Here is a 19,895-nt window from a genome sequence, read left to right on the forward strand (position 1 = left end):
ACATTTGTGATATTTCTAACAAAGATTGTTAGGCTGCAGCTCGTCGCGCCCCTGGTTAAGCCTGCCCAGGGCGCGGACTCCGGATGGAAATGGCCAATCGCAAGACAACACGGATTGTCGCTTTGACAAATGCCCTATCGGCGCGGCGCGTTCTGCATCTGAAAGATGCAGCCGCCTTGCTGGGCGTCTCCGAAATGACCATTCGGCGCGACGTCGCCAACAACCCCGGCCTCTTCGGATATCTCGGCGGGCATATCGTTCCGGCCGCCGATATCGAGGCTGAGGCGCCTTACGATCTCGCGCGTGCGGCCGACAGTCACGCGGCGGCGAAGCGGGAAGCCTGCGTCCATGCCGCCCAGCACATCCGTCCCGACGAGACGATCTTCATCGATTGCGGCACGACGCTTGAGTATCTCGTCGATCTCATCCCGGAAAATTATTCAATTACGGCGGTGTGTTATTCTCTGAATGTGGCCGATCGCCTGACCCGCAGGCCCAATGTCCGGATCGTCATGCTCGGCGGCGTTTACCACCCGTCCTCGGCTTCTTTCTCGGGCAATTCCGGGCTCGAGACGCTCAATCACCTCGGCATCAATGTAGCCTTCCTCTCGGCGGCCGGCGTCGACCCCAGCCGTGGCGCGACATGCGTTCATTTTCATGAAGTGCCGGTAAAGCAGAAGGTGATTTCACTCGCGCGAGAGAATTACCTCGTGGTGGACAAGAGCAAGATCGGCAGGCTGAAGCCCGCCTTCTTTGCGCCGCTCACCACATTCCGGGCGGTGATCACGGAAGACGGAGAGGCGGCGCTTGCGGTGCGTGAGGCGCCGACGGGATAAATGTGATAGTCTCGTCGCTTCGACCGCGTCATCGCTTGACACTCATCAAGCCTGATGAAATGATAACAAAAAATAGATAAAAAAATAACAAGTCGGCGGTTGACCCGCAGGGGCCTGGTCCGGCAGGGAGATACGAGGAGTAATCGCTTGGAAGACCTTGCTGTGAAGAGGGTGCCGGCCGGTGCTGCCGAGCCCGCCGGCGCCGGTCATAACTGGCCCCGCAACGACGGTGTCGATCTCGATCTTTCCTGGGTGCTCGACCAGCGTGTCAATCTTTCCGCCGCCGAGCGTCGTGTCGCGACGCTGCCGGGTCGCCGGACCGTGAAAAAGGATGCGCAGGCTGCCTGGCTCTTGAAGGCGGTCACCTGCATCGATCTGACGACGCTCAATGGCGACGATACGACGGAGCGCGTCAAGCGTCTCTGCGCCAAGGCGCGCCAGCCGGTGCGCCAGGATCTTCTCGATGCGCTCGGCATGGGCGATCGCGACATCACGACCGGCGCGGTCTGCGTTTATCACCGCTTCGTGTCGACGGCGGTCGAGGCGCTCGAGGGCAGCGGAATCCCGGTCGCCGCGGTTTCCACCGGCTTTCCGGCCGGTCTCGTGCCGCATGACGTCAAGCTCAAAGAAATCGAAGCATCCGTTGCTGACGGCGCCAGGGAAATCGACATCGTCATCACCCGCGAGCATGTGCTGACCGGCAACTGGCAGGCGCTCTATGATGAGATGCGCGATTTCCGCGACGCCTGCGGCGATGCGCATGTCAAGGCGATCCTGGCGACCGGCGACCTCAAGACGTTGCGCAACGTCGCCCGCGCCTCGCTCGTCTGCATGATGGCCGGGGCCGATTTCATCAAGACCTCGACCGGCAAGGAGGGTGTGAACGCGACGCTGCTCGTGACCCTCGTCATGCTGAGGATGATCCGCGCCTATCAGGAGCGGACGGGCACGAAGGTCGGTTACAAGCCGGCCGGCGGCATCTCGGCGGCGAAGGACGTCCTGAACTACCAGTTCCTCATGAAGGAGGAGCTCGGCCGCGAATGGCTGGAGCCGGACCTCTTCCGCGTCGGGGCATCGAGCCTCCTGGCGGACATCGAGCGCCAGCTCGAACACCATATCAGCGGCGCCTACTCGGCCCTCAACAGACACCCGATAGGATAATCCGATGAGCGTCTCCAGGTTTTTCGACGAGATGTCATACGGCCCCGCACCCGAAGGCGATAGCGAAGCCCGGGCCTGGCTCGCCCGCCACAAGGGCGCGTTCGGCCATTTCATCAACGGCGGCTTCGTCGTGTCCGCATCAGGCAAGACGCTCGACAGTTTCGAGCCGGCGACGGGTGCGCTGCTGGCGAAGATCGCGCTCGGCGGCCGCGAGGACGTCAACGCCGCCGTGGCGGCAGCCCGCAAGGCGCAAGGCCCCTGGGCGAAGCTCTCCGGCCACGCCCGGGCCCGGCATCTCTATGCGCTGGCGCGGACGATCCAGCGTCACGCCCGGCTGATCGCCGTGGTCGAAGCGCTCGACAACGGCAAGCCCATCCGCGAAACGCGCGACATCGACATCCCGCTCGCCGCCCGCCACTTCTACCATCACGCGGGCTGGGCGCAGCTTCAGGAAACGGAGTTTGCCGATCAGGTGCCGGTCGGCGTCGTCGGTCAGGTCATTCCCTGGAACTTCCCGTTCCTGATGCTTGCCTGGAAAGTGGCACCGGCACTGGCGCTTGGCAACACCGTCATTCTGAAGCCGGCGGAGTTCACGCCTCTCACGGCGCTGCTTTTCGCCGAGCTTGCCTCTGCTGCCGGCCTGCCGCCGGGCGTCCTGAACGTGGTCACCGGCGAGGGAGAGACGGGTGCGCTGATCGTCGAGCACGACGACATCGACAAGATCGCCTTCACCGGCTCGACCGAGGTCGGCCGCCTGATTCGCGAAAGAACCGCCGGTTCCGGCAAATCGCTGACGCTGGAGCTCGGCGGCAAGTCGCCCTTCATAGTCTTCGACGATGCCGATATCGACGCGGCGGTGGAAGGCGTGGTGGACGCAATCTGGTTCAATCAGGGCCAGGTCTGCTGCGCCGGCTCGCGGGTGCTCGTCCAGGAGGGTGCGGCGCCGCTGTTTCACGAACGGCTGAAGCGGCGCATGGGGACGCTTAGGGTCGGCCATCCGCTCGAAAAGGCGATCGACATGGCGGCGATCGTCGCGCCGGTGCAGTTGCAGCGGATCGAAAACCTCGTCAGCCAGGGTGTCTCCGAAGGGGCGGCGCTGTACCAGCCGCAGATCGAGCTCCCCAAGGGCGGCAGTTTCTACCCGCCGACGCTGCTAACGGCGGTGCAACCGACCTCCGTCGTCGCCACGGAGGAAATCTTCGGCCCGGTCGCCGTTTCGATGACGTTCCGCACGCCGGAAGAGGCGGTACAGCTTGCCAATCACAGCCGTTACGGCCTTGCTGCCAGCGTCTGGAGCGAGACGATCGGGCTCGCCCTGCATGTCGCCGCCAAGCTTGCCGCCGGCGTCGTCTGGGTCAATGCCACCAATCTCTTCGACGCTTCCAGCGGCTTCGGCGGAAAGCGCGAATCCGGCTTCGGCCGGGAAGGCGGCAAGGAAGGGTGCTACGAATATCTGAAGCCCAGGGCCTGGCTCGGCCGGAAGCTCCGCACGGAGATCGCGGCGCCGGTCCTCAAGGCCGCCGCCGGCGATTTCGCCATGCCGCAGCTCGACCGCACCGCCAAGCTCTTCATCGGCGGCAAGCAGGCGCGGCCGGATGGCAACTATTCTCGCGCGATCCTGACGCCGAAGGGCAAGGTCATCGGCGAAGTCGGCGAGGGCAATCGCAAGGATATCCGCAACGCCGTCGTCGCGGCACAATCGGCCTCAGCCTGGTCTTCGGCGACGACGCACAACCGCGCCCAGATCCTCTATTACATCGCCGAGAATCTGAGCGGCCGGGCGGCGGAATTTGCCGACCGCATCGTCGCCATGACCGGCGCGTCGGCGGCGAATGCGAAGGCTGAGGTGGAGGCCGCGATCGCCCGTCTCTTCAGCTATGGCGCCTGGGCCGACAAGTATGAGGGCGTCGTCCACCTGCCGCCTCTGCGTGGCGTCGCGCTCGCGATGCCCGAGCCGCAGGGCGTCGTCGGGGTGATCTGCCCGCCGGAGGCGCCGCTGCTCGGTTTCGTCAGTCTCGTCGCGCCGCTGATCGCTGTCGGCAATCGGGTGGTCGCCGTTCCCAGCGAGCCGCATCCGCTCGCCGCGACGGATTTCTATTCGGTGCTGGAGACGTCCGACGTTCCGGCCGGCGTCGTCAACATCGTCACCGGTTCGGCGACGGAGTTGGCCAAGACGCTGGCCGGCCACAACGACGTCGACGCGCTCTGGGCTTTCGGTTCGCCGGAGCTATCGACCCTTGTCGAGAGGCTCTCGATCGGCAATCTCAAGCGCACCTTCGTCGATTACGGCAAGGCGATCGACTGGCTGGACCGTTCGGCTGCCGAAGGGCCGGCCTTCCTGCGCCGCGCCGTCGACGTCAAGAACATCTGGATCCCCTACGGCGAGTAGAGGGTCCGCGCATGCCACCTGGCGGAGGAGGCCGACCGGCGGTGTGTACAAGGCATTTGCATATGTGATCAGACCGCCAGCGGCGCCATGCCGCGGCGCGGCAGTCTAATTAATGGTTTGGAGGAGGACCGACATGCTCAAGAATATCGACCCGGCGCTCAATGCGGACGTGCTGCACGCGCTCCGATCGATGGGGCACGCCGACACGCTGGTGATTTCCGATACCAATTTCCCCTCGGATGCCATCGCCCGGCAGACGACGCTCGGCAAATTGCTCCATATCGACAATGTTTCGGCCGCCCGCGCGGTGAGGGCAGTGCTCTCCGTGCTGCCGCTCGACACGCCGCTGCAGCCTTCGGTCGGCCGCATGGAAGTGATGGGCGCGCCAGAGGAGATCCCCGCCGTGCAGCGCGAAGTTCAGGCCGAGATCGATCGCGCCGAGGGTAAGCCGACGCCGATGTACGGCATCGAGCGCTTTGCCTTCTACGAGGAAGCAAAGAAGGCCTACTGCGTCATCACCACCGGCGAGACGCGGTTCTACGGCTGCTTCCTCATCACCAAGGGGGTTATTCCGCCGGAAACAGCCTGAAACACCCGGCCGGCAGCTTTTTTGAGAGAGGAGGCTACGCATGAAGACGGGTGTTTCGATCCTCGGGATCTTCGTGGCCGACACGGCCTATCTGGCGTCGCGCATGCCCCGGCTCGGCGAGACGATCACCGGCAGCGGCTTCTCCGTCGGTCCGGGCGGCAAGGGCTCGAACCAGGCGGTGGCGGCGGCGCGGGCCGGCAGTCAGGTCTCGTTCATTTCGAGGCTCGGGCGCGATACTTTCGGCGAGATGGCGCTGAAGACCTATGCCGAGGCAGGCGTGACGCCGAAGGTCCTGCAGATGGATGATCTGCCAACTGGCGCCGCCTTCATCTATGTCAATGACGAGAACGGTGAGAACGCCATCATCGTCTATCCCGGCGCCGCCGGCTCGATCGGCATCGAAGATGTGGAAGCGGCGCGTGGCACGATCGAGAATTCGCGCGTCTTCGTCACCCAGCTGGAACAACCGGCGGCGGCTGCAGAAAGAGCGCTCAAAATTGCCCATACCGCGGGCGTCACGACGGTGTTCAACCCGGCGCCGGCCGAGCCTTTTCCTGAAAGCATCTATCCGCTCTGCGACTACATCGTACCGAACGAAACGGAAGCGGCGGCACTTGTCGGCTTCGCGCTGCCGACGCCTGACGATGCCCGCCGCGCCGGCGATGTGCTGCTGAAGAAGGGGGCGAAAACGGCGCTGATCACGCTCGGCGAGCGTGGCGTGCTCTACCATGCCGACGGTCAGTCGGTGCTCGTGCCGGCGGTCGCCAGCGGTCCGGTGATCGACACCACCGGCGCAGGGGACGCATTCGTAGGCGGCTTTTCCGCGGCTCTGGCACGCGGGGCCTTGCCGGTCGAGGCGGTACGGTTCGGTTGCGCGACGGCCGGCATTGCGGTCACGCGCCGCGGAACGGCCCCGGCGATGCCGAAGCTCGAGGAGATCGAGGCGCTGCTGGCGCGCGGAGCGGCGGCATGACGCGCAACGACCCGATCAAGCATTTCTTCATCTGGCCGGCCCTGATCATCGTTCTGTTGATCTCGATTTTTCCGCTCGTCTATTCGCTGACGACGAGTTTCATGAGCATGCGGCTGGTGCCGCCGATGCCGGCCCGTTTCGTCGGCTTCGGCAACTATGCCGACCTGCTTTCCAATCCGCGCTTCTGGCATGTTGCCGGCACGACGACGCTGATCGCCTTCCTTTCCGTCGGGCTGCAATATGTGATCGGCCTTTCCGTGGCGCTGGCGCTGAATTCCCGCGTGCCGGGCGAGGGGATATTCCGCGTCGGCTTCCTGCTGCCGATGCTTGTGGCCCCGGTCGCCGTGGCGCTCGTCGCGCGCCAGATCCTCAACCCGACGATGGGGCCGCTGAACGAGTTCATGACGCTCTTCGGCTTTCCGAACCTCCCATTTCTGACGCGGACGGCCTGGGCGCTCGGCTCGATCATCGTCGTCGAGGTCTGGCAATGGACGCCGTTCGTCATCCTGATGTTGCTGGCCGGGCTGCAAACCTTGCCGGACGACGTCTACGAGGCCGCGGCGCTGGAGAACGCCACGCCTTGGCAGCAGTTCCGCGACATCACCTTTCCGATGCTGCTGCCGATCTCGACGGCCGTCGTCTTCATTCGCCTCATAGAAAGCTACAAGATCATGGACACGGTCTTCGTGATGACCGGCGGCGGACCGGGCGTCTCGACAGAGACATTGACGCTGTTCGCCTATCAGGAGGGGTTCAAGAAGTTCAATCTCGGCTACACATCAGCTCTGTCCTTCCTCTTCCTGATCTTCATCACGGTGATCGGCCTCGTCTACCTGGCCGTGCTGAAGCCCTATCTGGAGAAGCATAAATGAGCGTGCGCACCCTTCAGGGAAAGCGGCGTTGGCTGGCGCTCGGCGGCTGCCTGGTCTGGCTCGCCTTCACCTTGTTTCCACTCTATTGGGTGGCGATCACCTCGTTCAAGACGCCGATTGCCGTTGTTGGCGGGCCGACCTATCTGCCGTTCGTCGATTTCGAGCCGGTGCTGACGGCCTGGAACGAACTGCTCTCCGGCGAGCGCGGCGCCTTTTACAACACCTTCATCGCCTCGCTGATCGTCAGCCTGTCGGCTGCGGTGCTTGCAACCTTCATCGGCGCCACGGCGGCCTACGCGCTCGTGCGGTTCACCTTTCGATTTCGGCTGCTCTCCGCCCTCATCTTCGTGGTGGTCGCCTTCGGCGGCTTTCTGCTCGGGCGGAACGTGCTCGGTTTCGGCCAAGGGATTTCGCTCATCTATTCCTTCATCGCCGCGCTCGCGCTCGCGGTGATCTCCAGCCGCTTTCGTCTGCCGGGGCCGGAACTTGGCAACAACGACATCGTCTTCTGGTTCGTAAGCCAGCGTATGTTTCCGCCGATCGTCGCCGCCTTCGCGCTCTATCTCATGTATACGGAAGTCGGAAAGCTCGGCTTCAAGCTCGTCGACAGCTATATCGGCCTGACCTTCGCCTATATCGCCTTCTCGCTGCCGATCGTCATCTGGCTGATGCGGGATTTCTTCGAAGCGCTTCCGATCGAGGTGGAAGAGGCGGCCATGGTAGACAACGTGCCGTCCTGGCGCATTTTCTTCGGCATCGTCTTGCCGATGTCGAAACCCGGCCTCATCGCGACCTTCATGATCACGCTTGCCTTCGTCTGGAACGAGTTCCTCTTCGCGCTCTTCCTGACGAGTTCGAAATGGCAGACGCTGCCGATCCTGGTCGCCGGACAAAACAGCCAGCGCGGCGACGAATGGTGGTCCATATCCGCTGCAGCACTCGTGGCGATCATCCCGATGATGATCATGGCAGGGATCTTGAGCAGGCTCATGCGGTCGGGCCTGCTTCTGGGAGCGATCAAGTGACCGCACGCATCTCCAGCTTCGCAAGGTTCACTCAGAGGGAGGAAAAAATGAGGAGACTTCTGCTTGCATCCACCGCCGCCGGTTTGCTGGCCGCGGCGGCCAACGGAACGGCCTTTGCCTGCGACCCGGACTTCAGCGGGGTGGAACTGACCGCCACGACCCAGACCGGCCCCTACATCGCTTCGGCGCTTCAGATCGCCGCGAAGGGCTGGGAGGAAAAAACCTGCGGCAAGGTGAAGGTCGTCGAGTTTCCCTGGTCCGAACTTTATCCGAAGATCGTGACCTCGCTGACCTCCGGCGAGGACGCCTTCGACGTCATCGCCTTTGCACCGGCATGGGCGCCGGATTTCACCGACTTCCTCGCCGAAATGCCGGCTGAGATGCGGCAGGGTGCGGCGTGGGAAGATATCGCGCCGGTCTATCGCGAACAATTGATGGTATGGAACGGCAAGGTCCTGTCGCAGACCATGGACGGCGACGCTCATACCTATACCTATCGCATCGATCTCTTCGAGAATCCGGACAACCAGAAGGCGTTCAAGGAGAAATACGGCTACGACCTGGCGCCGGCCAAGACCTGGAAAGAGTATCTCGACATCGCCGAGTTCTTCAATCAACCGGCGAACAACCTCTGGGGTACCGCAGAAGCCTTCCGCCGTGGCGGCCAGCAGTTCTGGTTCCTCTTCAGCCATGTGGCCGGCTATACGAGCCATCCCGACAATCCGGGCGGCATGTTCTTCGATCCGGACACGATGGACGCGCAGGTCAATAATCCCGGCTGGGTCCGCGGCCTCGAGGAATATATCCGCGCCTCCAAGCTTGCGCCGCCGAATGCGCTCAACTTCTCCTTCGGTGAAGTGAACGCCGCCTTTGCCGGCGGACAGGTGGCAGAGTCGATTGGCTGGGGCGACACGGGTGTTATCGCCGCCGACCCGAAGCAGTCGAAGGTCGCCGGCAAGGTGGGCTCGGCGCCGCTGCCCGGAGTAGACGAGATCTATAACTACAAGACGAAGAAGTGGGACAAGTTCGATCAGGTCGTGCAGACCTCCTTCATGGCCTTCGGTGGCTGGCAGGCAGCCGTGCCGAGTTCGTCCACGAAGCAGGAGGCCGCCTGGAACTATATCCAGTATCTGACGAGCCCCGAGGTCTCGGCGCAGGCGGCGATTACCGGCGGCACGGGGGTCAACCCGTATCGCCTTTCGCACACCACCAATCTCGAACTCTGGTCGAAGATTTTCTCGGATCGTGAGGCGAAGGAATATCTCGGCGCCCAAAAGGAAGCGGTCACCGCCAAGAACATCGCGCTCGACATGCGTCTGCCCGGTTACTTCTCCTATACGGAGGTGCTCGAGATCGAACTCTCCAAGGCCCTTGCAGGCGAGGTGACGCCGCAGCAGGCACTCGATACGGTGGCCGAGCAATGGAACAAGCTGACGGACGAGTTCGGCCGCGACAAGCAACTTGCTGCCTATCGCTCGTCGATGGGCCTCCCACAGAAATAAGGATAGGTGCCCGCTCCGGTTCCGGAGCGGGCACCGCACGGGGGCTGGCAGTCGACGCCCCTCTTTCGCAGTGCGTTCCCCGGCTTTGGGCATGGGGTCTCGAGAAAGGCATTCGAATGTCGCAGGTCCGCCTGGAACAAGTCACCAAATCCTTCGGCAGCGTTACCGTCATCCCGCCGCTCGATCTGTCGATCGCCGACCGCGAGTTCGTCGTTTTCGTTGGCCCCTCCGGCTGCGGCAAGACGACGACGCTCCGAATGATCGCCGGGCTGGAGACCGCGTCTTCCGGCACGATCCGGATCGGTGAACGCGATGTCACGGATATTAGGCCCGGCTTGCGCAACTGTTCGATGGTGTTCCAGAACTACGCCCTCTATCCGCACATGACGGTCGCCGAGAACATCGGCTACGGCATGAAGGTTCGCGGCACGCCGAAGGCCGAGATCGAAAAATCCGTGGCGGAAGCCGCCCGTATCCTGAATCTCGGCGCCTATCTCAGCCGCAAGCCCAGCGCGCTCTCCGGCGGCCAGAGGCAGCGTGTGGCGATCGGCCGCGCGATCGTCCGTCAGCCGGACGTCTTCCTTTTCGACGAGCCGCTGTCGAACCTCGACGCGAAACTCCGGATCGAAATGCGCACCGAGATCAAGCTTCTGCACCGGCGGCTGCAGACCACGGCCGTTTATGTGACGCACGATCAGGTCGAGGCCATGACCATGGCGGACCGCGTCGTGGTGATGAACCAGGGGCGCATCGAACAGGCTGCCGATCCGATCACGCTTTATGAAGCGCCGGCCAATCTCTTTGTTGCCGCCTTCATCGGCGCGCCGAGCATGAATTTTATAGACGGCATTGTCGAACGCGGCGAAGCGGGGCTCTCGTTCCGAGCGCCTGGCCACGTCGCCTTTCCGCTTCCGGAAAACCTGGCCATGAGGCTTGCTCCCCATATCGGCGAGGCGGTTGTGCTTGGCATCCGCCCCGAGCACACGATTGCGACCGATGCGGCTTTTCCGAAGATCAAGCTGCAGGTGCGCGATATCGAACCGCTCGGTCCCCACACGCTGGTGATCGGAAGAGTAGGATCGGCCTCGTTCACCGCCCAGGTGCACGCCGCGGCACGTATCGCACCGGACGACGTGATCGAAGTTCCGATCGACATGGCGAAGGTTCATTTCTTCCTGAAGAACACCGGAGAAGCTGTCGGGCGGTGAAGGTCGCTCGCCCCGGCACGGCCGCGCAGCCAGGGCTGATCCTGAAATCGACTTTGATCTCCATGGCCGAATCCCGAAATAGCTGGAATATTGTCTTCTCAGCAGATGGATGAGGAAGCCCGATGGCCGAGCTCAGAGTGAAGACGAGGCAGACCGGCGCGGGCGCGACCGTCGGGCGAACGGGTTCCCCGCATGTGACCTCGGTGACCGGCGGTGCGCTCGACATCGTCACGAGCCCGTCGCCGGCTGGGTTCGGCCCGCTCGACCTTCTCTACGCTTCGCTTGCCAGTTGCCTGGTGCTCAGCGCACGGATCGCTGCAAGTCGTTTCGGCTTGCTCGACAGGCTCGTGGAAATATCGGCCAACGTGACCGGCGCAAAGGCGCAGGACGAACCGTCGCGCGTGGCACGCTTCGATATCGAATTCGTCATCCGCGGCGATATCGACGACGCAATGCGCCACGCAATCGCCGAAGCGGCGGAAGTGGAAATCTGCACGGTCAGCAATACGCTGCGCGGCAATCCTGAATTCGTCAGCCGGATTTCCGGATAACTGAGAGGGGTAGAGTTTCTCGATGACATCGCGTCCGGTCTATCACTTCAACTCGATCATCGCCCGGGAACCGGCGAATTCCGTTGTCTGCGGATTGCGGGCGCAGGACCGCGGCAGCCCAAGCTATGCGGGCGTCAAGGCCGAACACGACGCCTATCTGGCGGCGATGCGCGAGGCCGGCGTCGAGGCGACGGTACTGCCGCCGCTGGAGGCCTTCCCGGATTCGATCTTCGTCGAAGACCCGGCGCTGGTCTTCACCGAGGGCGCGATCGTTCTGCGCCCGGGTGCCGCCACGCGTGTTCGGGAAACCGAAGAGATCGCGCCGACGCTCCGCGACCTGTTCGACACCGTCCTCGATCTGCCGGCAGGCTATGCCGATGGCGGCGACGTTCTCACGACCCAGGAAAGCGTTATGATCGGTCTTTCTGTCCGCACCGACAAAGCGGGGGCCGAGGCATTGCAGGCTTGCTTGGACAAGCTCGGCCGCAAGAGCGAGATTGTTGAAACGCCGGAGGGCGTCCTCCACTTCAAGACCGATTGCTCGCTGCTCGACGAGGAAACGGTGCTCTCCACCAGCCGCCTGGCGCGCTCGGGCGCCTTCAAGAAACTCCGGCAGATGCTCATTCCCGAAGGCGAGGAACCAGCCGCCAATGCACTTCGCGTCAACGATGTGGTGATGGTCGGCGCCGATTTTCCGCGTACGATCGAGATGCTCGAAAAGGCCGGCTATAAGGTGGTGCCGTTGAAAACGACGGAGATTGGGAAGATCGACGCCGGGCTTTCCTGCATGTCGCTGCGGTGGTTCAGCCGTGGAAGGTGAACGCGTGCCGCACAGGCGACGAGCGTTGCCGATGGCGCCAGCCTTGCCAAATTGTCCGGTTGAGCCCGCTCTGCTATTATTTTAGCGTCAGCTAATGCGGTTAGACACAGCCGCGGGCCGATAGCATGAAACCATGAACACGATCCGGGAGAACGGCCATGAAACGGCTTCTGACGGCTGCTGCCTTTTTGGCGGCGAGCAGTTTGGTCGCAGGGCAGGGCGCAGCCGCCGACGACGCTGCGCTGATCAAGAGCGCCGAATCCGCAGCGCCCGCTGCGGTCGCAAGCGGCGCTGCCATCCATGCCATGGATGAGAAGGGCACGATGCGCACCTTGAGGGAGGGCACGAACGGTTTCTGGTGCATGCCGGACAACCCGGTCACGCCCGGCCCCGACCCGATGTGCGGCGATGCCAATGCGATGGAATGGGCGATGGCATGGATCGGCAAAAAGGAGCCGCCCAAAGGCAAGGTGGGCTTCATGTACATGCTGGCCGGCGGCACCGACGCGAGCAATACCGATCCCTATGCGACGAAGCCCGAAGAGGGCAACAACTGGGTGCAGACCGGGCCGCATGTCATGATCGTCAACGCGACGGACATGATGCAAGGCTATCCGACGGATCCCAAGCCCGACACGACGATGCCCTATGTCATGTGGGCGGGCACGCCCTATGCCCACCTGATGATCCCGGTAAAATAGCGATGGCCAGAAATCGCGGGCGCCAACGGGCGCCCGCAAATGGCGGCCCTGACGGTCAGCTGCTCGTGCTATTTTCGATCGAGAATGTTGGCTCCGAATTTGGCTCAGTCGACTTGTTCCGCATGGCTGAAGCGTGCTCAAAGCGAGTTCGTCTGAGCGACGCGCTACAGCACTTTGAATTGCTGCATGTCTTCCTCTTTAATCGACGCCGATTTAAGAAGAAATGCAGTAGGCACCCTGCGATCCTACAGTATTGAAGAACACGCCCGGATTGAACCATACTCGCGGAACAAGCAGAACGCATGCTCCGTTTATTGCGAGCCCGAGGGCACCATGAACGCAGTTCGGTCGAGCGATAAGCCTCCGTGTCGATGCGCACGCGAGGCTTCGCTATGTTAAACGAATCCTGTTGCGGAGCCTCCCATGGAAGACTTCCTACTGTTCGCGGCGGTCGGGTTTCTGGCTCAGGCTGTCGATGGTGCTCTTGGAATGGCCTATGGCGTGATCTCGTCGACGGTGCTCCTCGCCTTCGGCGTGCCGCCGGCACAAGCCTCGGCATCGGCCCATGCCGCGGAACTGTTCACCACCGCCGCCTCCGGCTCCGCCCATCTCTATCACCGCAACATCGACTGGAAACTGTTCCGGCGCCTCGTGCCCTTCGGCGTCGGGGGCGGCACCCTCGGCGCCTTCGTCCTCACTTCGTTCGACGGCGACCAGGTCAAGCCCTTCGTCACAGCCTATCTCGCCATCATCGGGAGCTGGCTGTTGTACCGGTCGTTTCATCGTATTCCGACGAACCCGGTGAAAATGCGAATCGTTGCGCCGCTCGGCGCAACTGCCGGCTTCCTCGATGCGGCCGGTGGCGGCGGCTGGGGTCCCGTTGCGACGACCGGCCTGCTCGGCGCCGGCGGACAGCCGCGCTTCGTCATCGGCACCGTCAATGCGAGCGAGTTTCTGATTGCGCTTTCGGTCTCGCTGAGCTTCCTCGCCATGATCGTAACCGGCCACTGGGAGGAAGCAGGCCATTTCCGCGACTATCTGGCATCGATTGGCGGTCTGATCGCCGGAGGCGTCCTGGCGGCGCCGCTGGCCGGTTGGATGGTCAAGGCGCTGAAGGAGAAGACACTCCTGCGGCTTGTCGGAATTCTGATCACCCTGCTGGCCGGCTACCAGACGCTCCAACTGACTGGAGTGCTCTAAAATTCTTGCGCTACGTCGCGGGCGAAAGATCGCCGAATACGGTGGGGATCAATTCCGACACGGTCGGGTGGATATGCATGGCGCGGCTGATCGTGGTGTAGGGCCGCTTCGCATACATGACGTCGAGGATGCTCTGGATGGCCTCGTCGCCGCCTGTGCCGAGGATCGAGGCGCCGAGGATGTCCTTCGTGTCGGCGTCGACAATGACTTTCATGAATCCCTGCGTCTCGCCCTTCTCGACGGCACGGCCGACGCGGGTCATCGGCCGGGTGCCGATCAGCAGCTTGCGGCCGGTCCGGCGCGCCTCGTTTTCGGTCATGCCGGCCCGGCCGAGCGGCGGATCGATGTAGAGCGCATAGGTCTGAATGCGGTCGCTGACCAGGCGCGGGTCATTGTCGATGAGGTTCGCGGCGACGATCTCGAAATCGTTGTAGGATGTATGAGTGAAGGCGCCGCGTCCGTTGCAGTCGCCCAGCGCGAAAATATGCGGCACGTTGGTGCGCAGCATGTCGTCGACCTCGATGTATCCGCGTGCGTCGGTCGTAACACCCGCCTTGTCGAGGTCGAGATCGTCGGTGTTCGGGCGGCGGCCGGTGGCAAGCAGCACGTCGGAGCCGACGACTTGCGGGGGGGCCGACGTGCAGTCGACCCCGGCGGCAATGCCGTCGGCGTGCCTGGCGAAGCGGATGCATTCGGCGTTGAGGCGGATGTGGATTCCCTCCTGTTCGAGGATGGCGCGGATCGCATCCGAGACGTCGGGATCCTCGCGCGCAATCAGGCGAGGGCCCTTCTCGATGACGGTGACTTCGGACCCGAAGCGGCGGAACATCTGTGCGAATTCAAGCCCGATATAGCTGCCGCCGATGATGATGAGACGCCGGGGCAGGTGGGCCAGCTCCATGATCGAGCTGTTGGTGAGATAAGGGACCTCGTCGACGCCCGGAAAATCCGGGATCGCGGCGCGTCCGCCGACATTGAGGAAGATCTGCTCTCCGGAAATCCGCTCCTCGCCGATGCGGATCTCGGTTGGACCTTCGAAGCGCGCATGGCCTTCCAGCACCGTGCAGTTCTTCATGCCTTTGAGCCAGGATTCGATTCCCGATCGCGACTCGAGTCGGATTTTTTCCTTTCGCGCCATGACCCGGGCGAAATCGACCGAAACAGGACCGGTCGTCATGCCGTATTCGGCACCGCGGCGCGCCGTGTGGATCGCATAGGCGCTCGCGACCATCGCCTTGGTCGGCATGCAGCCGGTGTTGACACAGGTGCCGCCGAAAAGCTTGCGCTCGATGAGCGCCACGGTCTTGCCGGCCTCCGTCAATCGGCCGGCAAGCGACGGACCGGCCTGACCGGCGCCGATGATGATCGCATCGAATTGCCTGCTCATGACGACACCACCCAATAGGCCAGCAGAATTGCGGCGAGATCTTCGAGAAGGGCGATCGGCAGGTCCTTGCCGCCGGTCATCGCGACGAGCCGCTTGCGCGCTTGATAACCGCCGAGCGTTCCGATGATCGCACCGATAACGCCGGCGATGGCACCGCCGGCCAAGGAGCCGCTTGCCGTGCCGATGACCGCGCCGCAAAAGCCGCCGCTGACAATGCGGGCGCCGAACTGCTGCGGCACCGTGCGGCTCGGCGTGCCCGGCAGCTGGTCGGTGACATATTCGACGAGCGCCAGCAGGCCGAAGATATAAGGCGTGAAGCGGTAGCCCATGAAGGCCGCCCAGGTGCTGGCAATCGGCAGCCAGCCGGCCGCGGCGGCGATGCTGACGGCAGCTGGCGCGGTCATCGCCCGCAACCCTGCGACGACGCCGATGAGAAGCGCTAGCACATAGACGGTCATCACATCCCCCGACTGTTTTCTCAAGGACCGCTGCGGCCGGTGCGGAAATGCCGTTGCCTCAGGCCGACCGGGCTCATGCTGGCATTCTGGAATGACGAAAGTGGCGATCAGCCGCCACCGGGCACGGAGAACTGCTGCTGTAAGGGAGGCCTCGCGTAAGAGTGACCGACTTCGCCATCGATTGCAACCTGTTAGTACGTGTTCTGACCTCAGTCGACCCGAAGCTCAACCGCAAGTACTAAAGGGTCGTTGCCCTGTTCTTTGCGGAACCCTGACATATATGGATGCTCTAACCGGACGCAGCGGAGAGCCGTGGCGGCTGCGATCAATTGAGGGAGACAATCATGCGCCTGACCCTGATGAACACAGTTATCGGCACCGCTCTAGCCCTTGCTCTGAGTACCGCCGCGGCCAAGGCCGACGTCGTGGTTTCCTCCAAGATAGACACGGAGGGCGGCGTTCTCGGAAACATCATTCTCGCCGTGTTGAATGCCAACGACATCAAGACCACCGACCGGGTCCAACTCGGCGCTACGCCTGTTGTCCGCAAGGCGATCACGGCCGGCGAAATCGACATCTATCCCGAATATACCGGCAACGCCGCGTTCTTCTTCGAGAAGGCAGACGATCCCGCCTGGAAGGATGCGGCCAAAGGCTATGAACTGGCAAAGAAGCTTGACTACGATGCCAACAAGATCGTCTGGCTGACACCGTCGCCGGCCAACAACACCTGGGCGATCGCATTGCGCAAGGAGGTGGTCGAGAAGAACAGCCTCAAGACGCTTTCCGACTTCGGCAAATATGTCAGCGACGGCGGCGAGGTCATCCTGGCGGCGTCCGCCGAGTTCGTGAACTCCGCGGCTGCCTTGCCGGCATTCCAGACCGCCTACGCCTTCACGCTGAAGCCGGAGCAATTGATCACGCTGTCGGGCGGCGATACGGCAGCGACCATCGCCGCGGCCGCCAACCAGACGAACGGCGCCAATGCGGCGATGGTCTATGGTACCGATGGCGGCATTGCGCCCTCCGGCCTGGTCGTCCTCGAGGACGACAAGAACGTGCAGCCGGTCTATCAGCCGACGCCGATCATCCGGGAGGCCATCTTGAAGGAAAATCCCAATATCGAGACGCTTTTGAAGCCCGTCTTCGAGAAGCTCGATCTCGTGACGCTGCAGGAACTGAACGGCCGCGTGCAGGTGGGCGGCGAACCGGCGAAGGCGGTCGCCGAGGATTTTCTGAAGAAGAACGGCTTCCTGAAGTAGGCTGATGAACGGGGGGTGTCCGATGCTGGATCGGACAACCCCCGCAAAAGATGGGGCGAGCGGATCAATTCATGGCGATCGGTGTCATCCGGGAAATAGAGCGCAGACCCCTTACTATTATCGATAAGCTCGGCGTAATCATTGCGGCTCTGGCGCTTTATGGGGCGTTTCTTGCCCCCTTCGCGACATTCCGGGCAAACCGCATCGTCCAGGGGGAGGGAAAGGCGATCCTGGAAGCATTGCCGCCGTCGCTCGGCTACGGACTTCTTGCTCTTGTAATGTCCGGTGCCATCGTTGCGGTCCTGAGAACATCCGTTCTCGTGCGCATGGCGGCGGCCTTTGCGGCCCTCGTCGCACTCTGCTTTCTCATCGGCAGCGCTGCGGCCAGCCTGACGCCGGCGGACAATGCCTATGCCCGCGTCTCGCCGGCCTCGGGCTTTTGGATACTCGTCCTTGCCTTTGCGCTTCTGGTCGCCGATGCGTTGACTCGGTTGAACCCCGGACCCGGCCTCCGGCTTCTATTCCTCGCGGGGGCCTTGGCGCTCATCGGCGCAATGCTCGCCACCGGGCAATGGAATGGTCTGTCGATCCTTAAGGAATATGCGAGTCGTGCCGAGACGTTCTGGGCCGAGGCCGGCCGCCACCTGACGCTGGCGCTTGGATCGCTCGCCGTGGCAACCGCCGTCGGACTGCCGCTCGGCATTCTCTGCCATCGCGTAGATCGGCTGCGGGCGGCGCTCTTGAATGTCCTGAACGCCATCCAGACGATCCCGTCGATCGCCCTTTTCGGCATCCTGATCGCCCCGCTCGGCTGGGTTGCGACGCATGTTCCGGGCGCTCATGCAATCGGCGTGCGCGGCATCGGCGTCGCTCCGGCCTTCGTCGCGCTCTTTCTCTATTCGCTGCTGCCGGTCGTCGCCAACACGGTCGTCGGCCTCGCCGGCGTGCCGCGCGCGGCCAACGATGCCGCTCGCGGGCTCGGCATGACCGAAGGGCAGCGGCTCGCCCGAGTCGAGTTTCCCTTGGCCTTTCCGGTCATTCTTGCCGGGATCCGCATCGTGCTCGTCCAGAATATCGGGCTTGCCACCATCGCCGCCCTGATCGGCGGCGGCGGCTTCGGCGTCTTCGTCTTCCAGGGCATCGGCCAGACGGCCATGGATCTCGTGCTGCTTGGTGCCGTGCCGACCGTCCTGCTCGCTTTTGCCGCAGCGATCGTCCTCGACGCCCTGATCGAAGTGACGGGTCCGAAACACAGCCGGGGCAAGGCCACATGATCGAATTCGACCGGGTCACCAAGCGATACGACGAAACCGAGGTGGTGAGCGACGTTTCGCTCACCGTCATGCCGCATACGATCACCGTCATCGTCGGGACATCGGGCTCGGGCAAGACGACGCTGATCAGGATGGTCAACCGTCTGGTCGAGCCGACCTCCGGCATGATCCGGATCGACGGCGAGGACAACCGCCTGGTGCCGGAATTCGAACTGCGCCGCCGGATCGGCTATGCGATCCAGGGGCACGGCCTCTTTCCGCACCGCACGGTCGCCGAGAACATCGCCACCGTACCGACGCTGCTCGGCTGGGAAAGGACGCGGATCAAGGCCAAGGTGGAAGAACTGCTGACCCTCTTCCAGCTCGATCCGGATTTCTTCGGGCCGCGCTATCCGCACGAGCTCTCCGGAGGCCAGCAGCAGCGCGTCGGCGTCGCGCGGGCGCTGGCGGCGGAGCCGAACCTGCTTCTGATGGACGAACCCTTCGGTGCGCTCGACCCGATCATCCGGGCCAAGGCGCAGGACGACCTGCTCGCCATCCAGAAGCATTTCGGCACGACGATCATCCTCGTCACCCACGACATGGAGGAGGCCTTCCATCTCGCCGACCGGATCGCCGTCATGGACAAGGGCGAAGTGGTACAGCACGGAACGCCGGCCGAGATGCTGGTGCGCCCGGCAACGCCTTTCGTCGAGGAACTGATCGGCGCGACGGAAAGGCCATTCCGCCTGTTGGCCATCGAGACGGCAGGCGACGCCGTCGAACCCGGTGCGGCGGAGGGCACGCCGATACCGGAGGCCTTGAGCCAGCGCGAGGCCCTTTCCGAACTCCTGTGGTCCGGGCGCTCTGCCTTGCCGGTTGCGGCGGCGAACGGCTCCATCCTCGGCAAGATCAGCCTCGACGGCCTGGTCAAACGTGCCGCGAGGCCGCGGTGATGCCGTCGCTCCCGACGCTCCTGCGGCTGGCGGTATTCCTCGTCTTGCTGGCCTTCCTGCTGCAGCCCGGCTGGTTCGAGCCGCTATTCAAGCCGCTGGTGCAGGAGAATGCGCCGGCGGTCTACAATCGGGGCAGCATTTTCTGGCTGACGCTCCTCCATCTTCGAACCGTGCTCGTCGCGACTTTCGCCGCGACGCTTGTTGCCGTGTCGCTGGCGATCCTCGTGACGCGGGAGATGGGCGCCGAATTCCTGCCGCTGTCGCGCAGCCTCGTGAATATCGGCCAGACTTTCCCACCCGTGGCGGTGCTGGCGCTCTCGGTTCCGATCTTCGGCTTCGGCGAGAAGCCGACGCTGATCGCGCTTTTTCTCTATGGCTTGCTGCCGATCTTCGAGAATGCCCTGACGGGGCTGACGACGCTGCCGCCTGCGGTGATGGAGGCGGCGCGCGGTGCGGGCATGACCGAACGCCAAAGGCTTCTTCAGATCGAGCTTCCCCTGGCGCTGCCGGTGATCCTCACCGGCATCCGACTTTCGGTCGTGATCAGCCTCGCGACCGCAACGATCGGCTCGACCGTTGCCGCCAAGACCCTCGGCGAGGTCATCATTGCCGGCCTGCAGTCGAACAATCTCGCCTTTGTCCTGCAGGGCGGTCTCATCGTTGCGGCGCTCGCCGTGCTCATTCACGACCTGCTTCAGGCGCTGGAGCGCACGCTCGCCGGACGCACCCATGCATAGCGTCAGGCGTGCCAT

Annotated in this window: 19 protein-coding genes; 17 read left to right on the forward strand and 2 right to left on the reverse strand. The window is 63.3% G+C overall.

Features of this window, described 5'->3' with window-relative positions:
• Nucleotides 1-89 precede the first annotated feature (89 nt).
• The 13 genes from CO656_RS01705 (at nt 90) to CO656_RS01765 (ending at nt 13,827) form a co-directional block, all read left to right on the forward strand.
• On the forward strand, nt 90-836 hold the full coding sequence (locus CO656_RS01705) for a DeoR family transcriptional regulator (RefSeq protein ID WP_037417061.1): 747 nt from the start codon (nt 90-92) through the stop codon (nt 834-836).
• Between the two features lie 147 nt (nt 837-983).
• Nucleotides 984-1,997 carry a deoxyribose-phosphate aldolase gene (gene deoC / locus CO656_RS01710; RefSeq protein ID WP_097524578.1) on the forward strand — a complete coding sequence of 338 codons (1,014 nt, stop codon included), beginning with the start codon at nt 984-986 and terminating at the stop codon, nt 1,995-1,997.
• A 4-nt stretch (nt 1,998-2,001) separates the two neighbouring features.
• Nucleotides 2,002-4,386 (forward strand): aldehyde dehydrogenase family protein, encoded by a 2,385-nt coding sequence (locus CO656_RS01715; protein ID WP_097524579.1) that lies wholly within the window; start codon nt 2,002-2,004, stop codon nt 4,384-4,386.
• Between the two features lie 133 nt (nt 4,387-4,519).
• Nucleotides 4,520-4,975 carry an RbsD/FucU family protein gene (locus tag CO656_RS01720; RefSeq protein ID WP_037417048.1) on the forward strand — a complete coding sequence of 152 codons (456 nt, stop codon included), beginning with the start codon at nt 4,520-4,522 and terminating at the stop codon, nt 4,973-4,975.
• Between the two features lie 40 nt (nt 4,976-5,015).
• Entirely contained in the window at nt 5,016-5,948 is a 933-nt protein-coding gene (gene rbsK / locus CO656_RS01725; protein ID WP_097524580.1) for a ribokinase, read from the forward strand.
• Nucleotides 5,945-6,820: a sugar ABC transporter permease gene (locus CO656_RS01730; protein ID WP_095678078.1), complete on the forward strand. Its 876-nt coding sequence runs from the start codon at nt 5,945-5,947 to the stop codon at nt 6,818-6,820. The genes rbsK and CO656_RS01730 overlap by 4 nt, the downstream gene beginning before the upstream one ends.
• Nucleotides 6,817-7,845 (forward strand): carbohydrate ABC transporter permease, encoded by a 1,029-nt coding sequence (locus CO656_RS01735; RefSeq protein ID WP_097524581.1) that lies wholly within the window; start codon nt 6,817-6,819, stop codon nt 7,843-7,845. The genes CO656_RS01730 and CO656_RS01735 overlap by 4 nt, the downstream gene beginning before the upstream one ends.
• 47 nt (nt 7,846-7,892) lie before the next feature.
• Nucleotides 7,893-9,347: an extracellular solute-binding protein gene (locus CO656_RS01740; protein ID WP_097524582.1), complete on the forward strand. Its 1,455-nt coding sequence runs from the start codon at nt 7,893-7,895 to the stop codon at nt 9,345-9,347.
• Between the two features lie 116 nt (nt 9,348-9,463).
• Nucleotides 9,464-10,555 carry a sn-glycerol-3-phosphate ABC transporter ATP-binding protein UgpC gene (gene ugpC, locus CO656_RS01745; RefSeq protein WP_097524583.1) on the forward strand — a complete coding sequence of 364 codons (1,092 nt, stop codon included), beginning with the start codon at nt 9,464-9,466 and terminating at the stop codon, nt 10,553-10,555.
• Between the two features lie 122 nt (nt 10,556-10,677).
• Entirely contained in the window at nt 10,678-11,106 is a 429-nt protein-coding gene (locus CO656_RS01750) for an OsmC family protein (RefSeq protein WP_097524584.1), read from the forward strand.
• Between the two features lie 22 nt (nt 11,107-11,128).
• Complete coding sequence (locus CO656_RS01755) at nt 11,129-11,926, forward strand: arginine deiminase family protein (protein WP_097524585.1); 798 nt, start codon at nt 11,129-11,131, stop codon at nt 11,924-11,926.
• Nucleotides 11,927-12,084: 158 nt separating this feature from the next.
• Nucleotides 12,085-12,627 (forward strand): hypothetical protein, encoded by a 543-nt coding sequence (locus tag CO656_RS01760; protein WP_097524586.1) that lies wholly within the window; start codon nt 12,085-12,087, stop codon nt 12,625-12,627.
• Nucleotides 12,628-13,050: 423 nt separating this feature from the next.
• The gene (locus CO656_RS01765) at nt 13,051-13,827 is read left to right on the forward strand and encodes a sulfite exporter TauE/SafE family protein (protein WP_097524587.1); all 777 of its coding nucleotides are present in this window, start codon (nt 13,051-13,053) and stop codon (nt 13,825-13,827) included.
• A 10-nt stretch (nt 13,828-13,837) separates the two neighbouring features.
• Here CO656_RS01765 and CO656_RS01770 read toward each other — a convergent pair whose 3' ends face one another.
• Both CO656_RS01770 and CO656_RS01775 read right to left on the reverse strand, forming a co-directional pair.
• Nucleotides 13,838-15,214, reverse strand: a complete 1,377-nt coding sequence (locus tag CO656_RS01770; RefSeq protein ID WP_097524728.1) for an FAD-containing oxidoreductase — start codon at nt 15,212-15,214, stop codon at nt 13,838-13,840.
• Nucleotides 15,211-15,672, reverse strand: a complete 462-nt coding sequence (locus CO656_RS01775) for a DUF4126 domain-containing protein (RefSeq protein WP_097524588.1) — start codon at nt 15,670-15,672, stop codon at nt 15,211-15,213. The genes CO656_RS01770 and CO656_RS01775 overlap by 4 nt, the downstream gene beginning before the upstream one ends.
• Before the next feature lie 344 nt (nt 15,673-16,016).
• Here CO656_RS01775 and CO656_RS01780 point away from each other — a divergent pair, with 344 nt between their 5' ends.
• The 4 genes from CO656_RS01780 to CO656_RS01795 all read left to right on the forward strand — a co-directional run bounded on the left by CO656_RS01780 (nt 16,017) and on the right by CO656_RS01795 (nt 19,880).
• The gene (locus CO656_RS01780) at nt 16,017-16,934 is read left to right on the forward strand and encodes an ABC transporter substrate-binding protein (protein WP_097524589.1); all 918 of its coding nucleotides are present in this window, start codon (nt 16,017-16,019) and stop codon (nt 16,932-16,934) included.
• A gap of 71 nt (nt 16,935-17,005) precedes the next feature.
• Nucleotides 17,006-18,208: an ABC transporter permease gene (locus CO656_RS01785; protein WP_097524590.1), complete on the forward strand. Its 1,203-nt coding sequence runs from the start codon at nt 17,006-17,008 to the stop codon at nt 18,206-18,208.
• Complete coding sequence (locus CO656_RS01790) at nt 18,205-19,143, forward strand: ABC transporter ATP-binding protein (protein WP_097524591.1); 939 nt, start codon at nt 18,205-18,207, stop codon at nt 19,141-19,143. Before CO656_RS01785 ends, CO656_RS01790 begins: the two co-directional genes overlap by 4 nt.
• The gene (locus CO656_RS01795) at nt 19,143-19,880 is read left to right on the forward strand and encodes an ABC transporter permease (RefSeq protein WP_097524592.1); all 738 of its coding nucleotides are present in this window, start codon (nt 19,143-19,145) and stop codon (nt 19,878-19,880) included. Before CO656_RS01790 ends, CO656_RS01795 begins: the two co-directional genes overlap by 1 nt.
• Nucleotides 19,881-19,895 lie beyond the last annotated feature (15 nt).

It is taken from the genome of Sinorhizobium sp. FG01 (assembly GCF_002531875.1).
Classification (GTDB): Bacteria; Pseudomonadota; Alphaproteobacteria; order Rhizobiales; family Rhizobiaceae; genus Sinorhizobium; species Sinorhizobium fredii_C.

Excerpts from the sequence above, each read along its gene's own strand:
- CO656_RS01705 (WP_037417061.1), top strand. The coding sequence starts at position 90 with ATGGCCAATCGCAAGACAACACGGATTGTCGCTTTGACAAATGCCCTA.
- CO656_RS01715 (WP_097524579.1), top strand. The coding sequence starts at position 2,002 with ATGAGCGTCTCCAGGTTTTTCGACGAGATGTCATACGGCCCCGCACCC.
- CO656_RS01720 (WP_037417048.1), top strand. The coding sequence starts at position 4,520 with ATGCTCAAGAATATCGACCCGGCGCTCAATGCGGACGTGCTGCACGCG.
- rbsK (WP_097524580.1), top strand. The coding sequence starts at position 5,016 with ATGAAGACGGGTGTTTCGATCCTCGGGATCTTCGTGGCCGACACGGCC.
- CO656_RS01730 (WP_095678078.1), top strand. The coding sequence starts at position 5,945 with ATGACGCGCAACGACCCGATCAAGCATTTCTTCATCTGGCCGGCCCTG.
- CO656_RS01735 (WP_097524581.1), top strand. The coding sequence starts at position 6,817 with ATGAGCGTGCGCACCCTTCAGGGAAAGCGGCGTTGGCTGGCGCTCGGC.
- CO656_RS01740 (WP_097524582.1), top strand. The coding sequence starts at position 7,893 with ATGAGGAGACTTCTGCTTGCATCCACCGCCGCCGGTTTGCTGGCCGCG.
- ugpC (WP_097524583.1), top strand. The coding sequence starts at position 9,464 with ATGTCGCAGGTCCGCCTGGAACAAGTCACCAAATCCTTCGGCAGCGTT.
- CO656_RS01750 (WP_097524584.1), top strand. The coding sequence starts at position 10,678 with ATGGCCGAGCTCAGAGTGAAGACGAGGCAGACCGGCGCGGGCGCGACC.
- CO656_RS01755 (WP_097524585.1), top strand. The coding sequence starts at position 11,129 with ATGACATCGCGTCCGGTCTATCACTTCAACTCGATCATCGCCCGGGAA.
- CO656_RS01760 (WP_097524586.1), top strand. The coding sequence starts at position 12,085 with ATGAAACGGCTTCTGACGGCTGCTGCCTTTTTGGCGGCGAGCAGTTTG.
- CO656_RS01765 (WP_097524587.1), top strand. The coding sequence starts at position 13,051 with ATGGAAGACTTCCTACTGTTCGCGGCGGTCGGGTTTCTGGCTCAGGCT.
- CO656_RS01770 (WP_097524728.1), bottom strand. The coding sequence starts at position 15,214 with ATGAGCAGGCAATTCGATGCGATCATCATCGGCGCCGGTCAGGCCGGT.
- CO656_RS01775 (WP_097524588.1), bottom strand. The coding sequence starts at position 15,672 with ATGACCGTCTATGTGCTAGCGCTTCTCATCGGCGTCGTCGCAGGGTTG.
- CO656_RS01780 (WP_097524589.1), top strand. The coding sequence starts at position 16,017 with ATGCGCCTGACCCTGATGAACACAGTTATCGGCACCGCTCTAGCCCTT.
- CO656_RS01785 (WP_097524590.1), top strand. The coding sequence starts at position 17,006 with ATGGCGATCGGTGTCATCCGGGAAATAGAGCGCAGACCCCTTACTATT.
- CO656_RS01790 (WP_097524591.1), top strand. The coding sequence starts at position 18,205 with ATGATCGAATTCGACCGGGTCACCAAGCGATACGACGAAACCGAGGTG.
- CO656_RS01795 (WP_097524592.1), top strand. The coding sequence starts at position 19,143 with ATGCCGTCGCTCCCGACGCTCCTGCGGCTGGCGGTATTCCTCGTCTTG.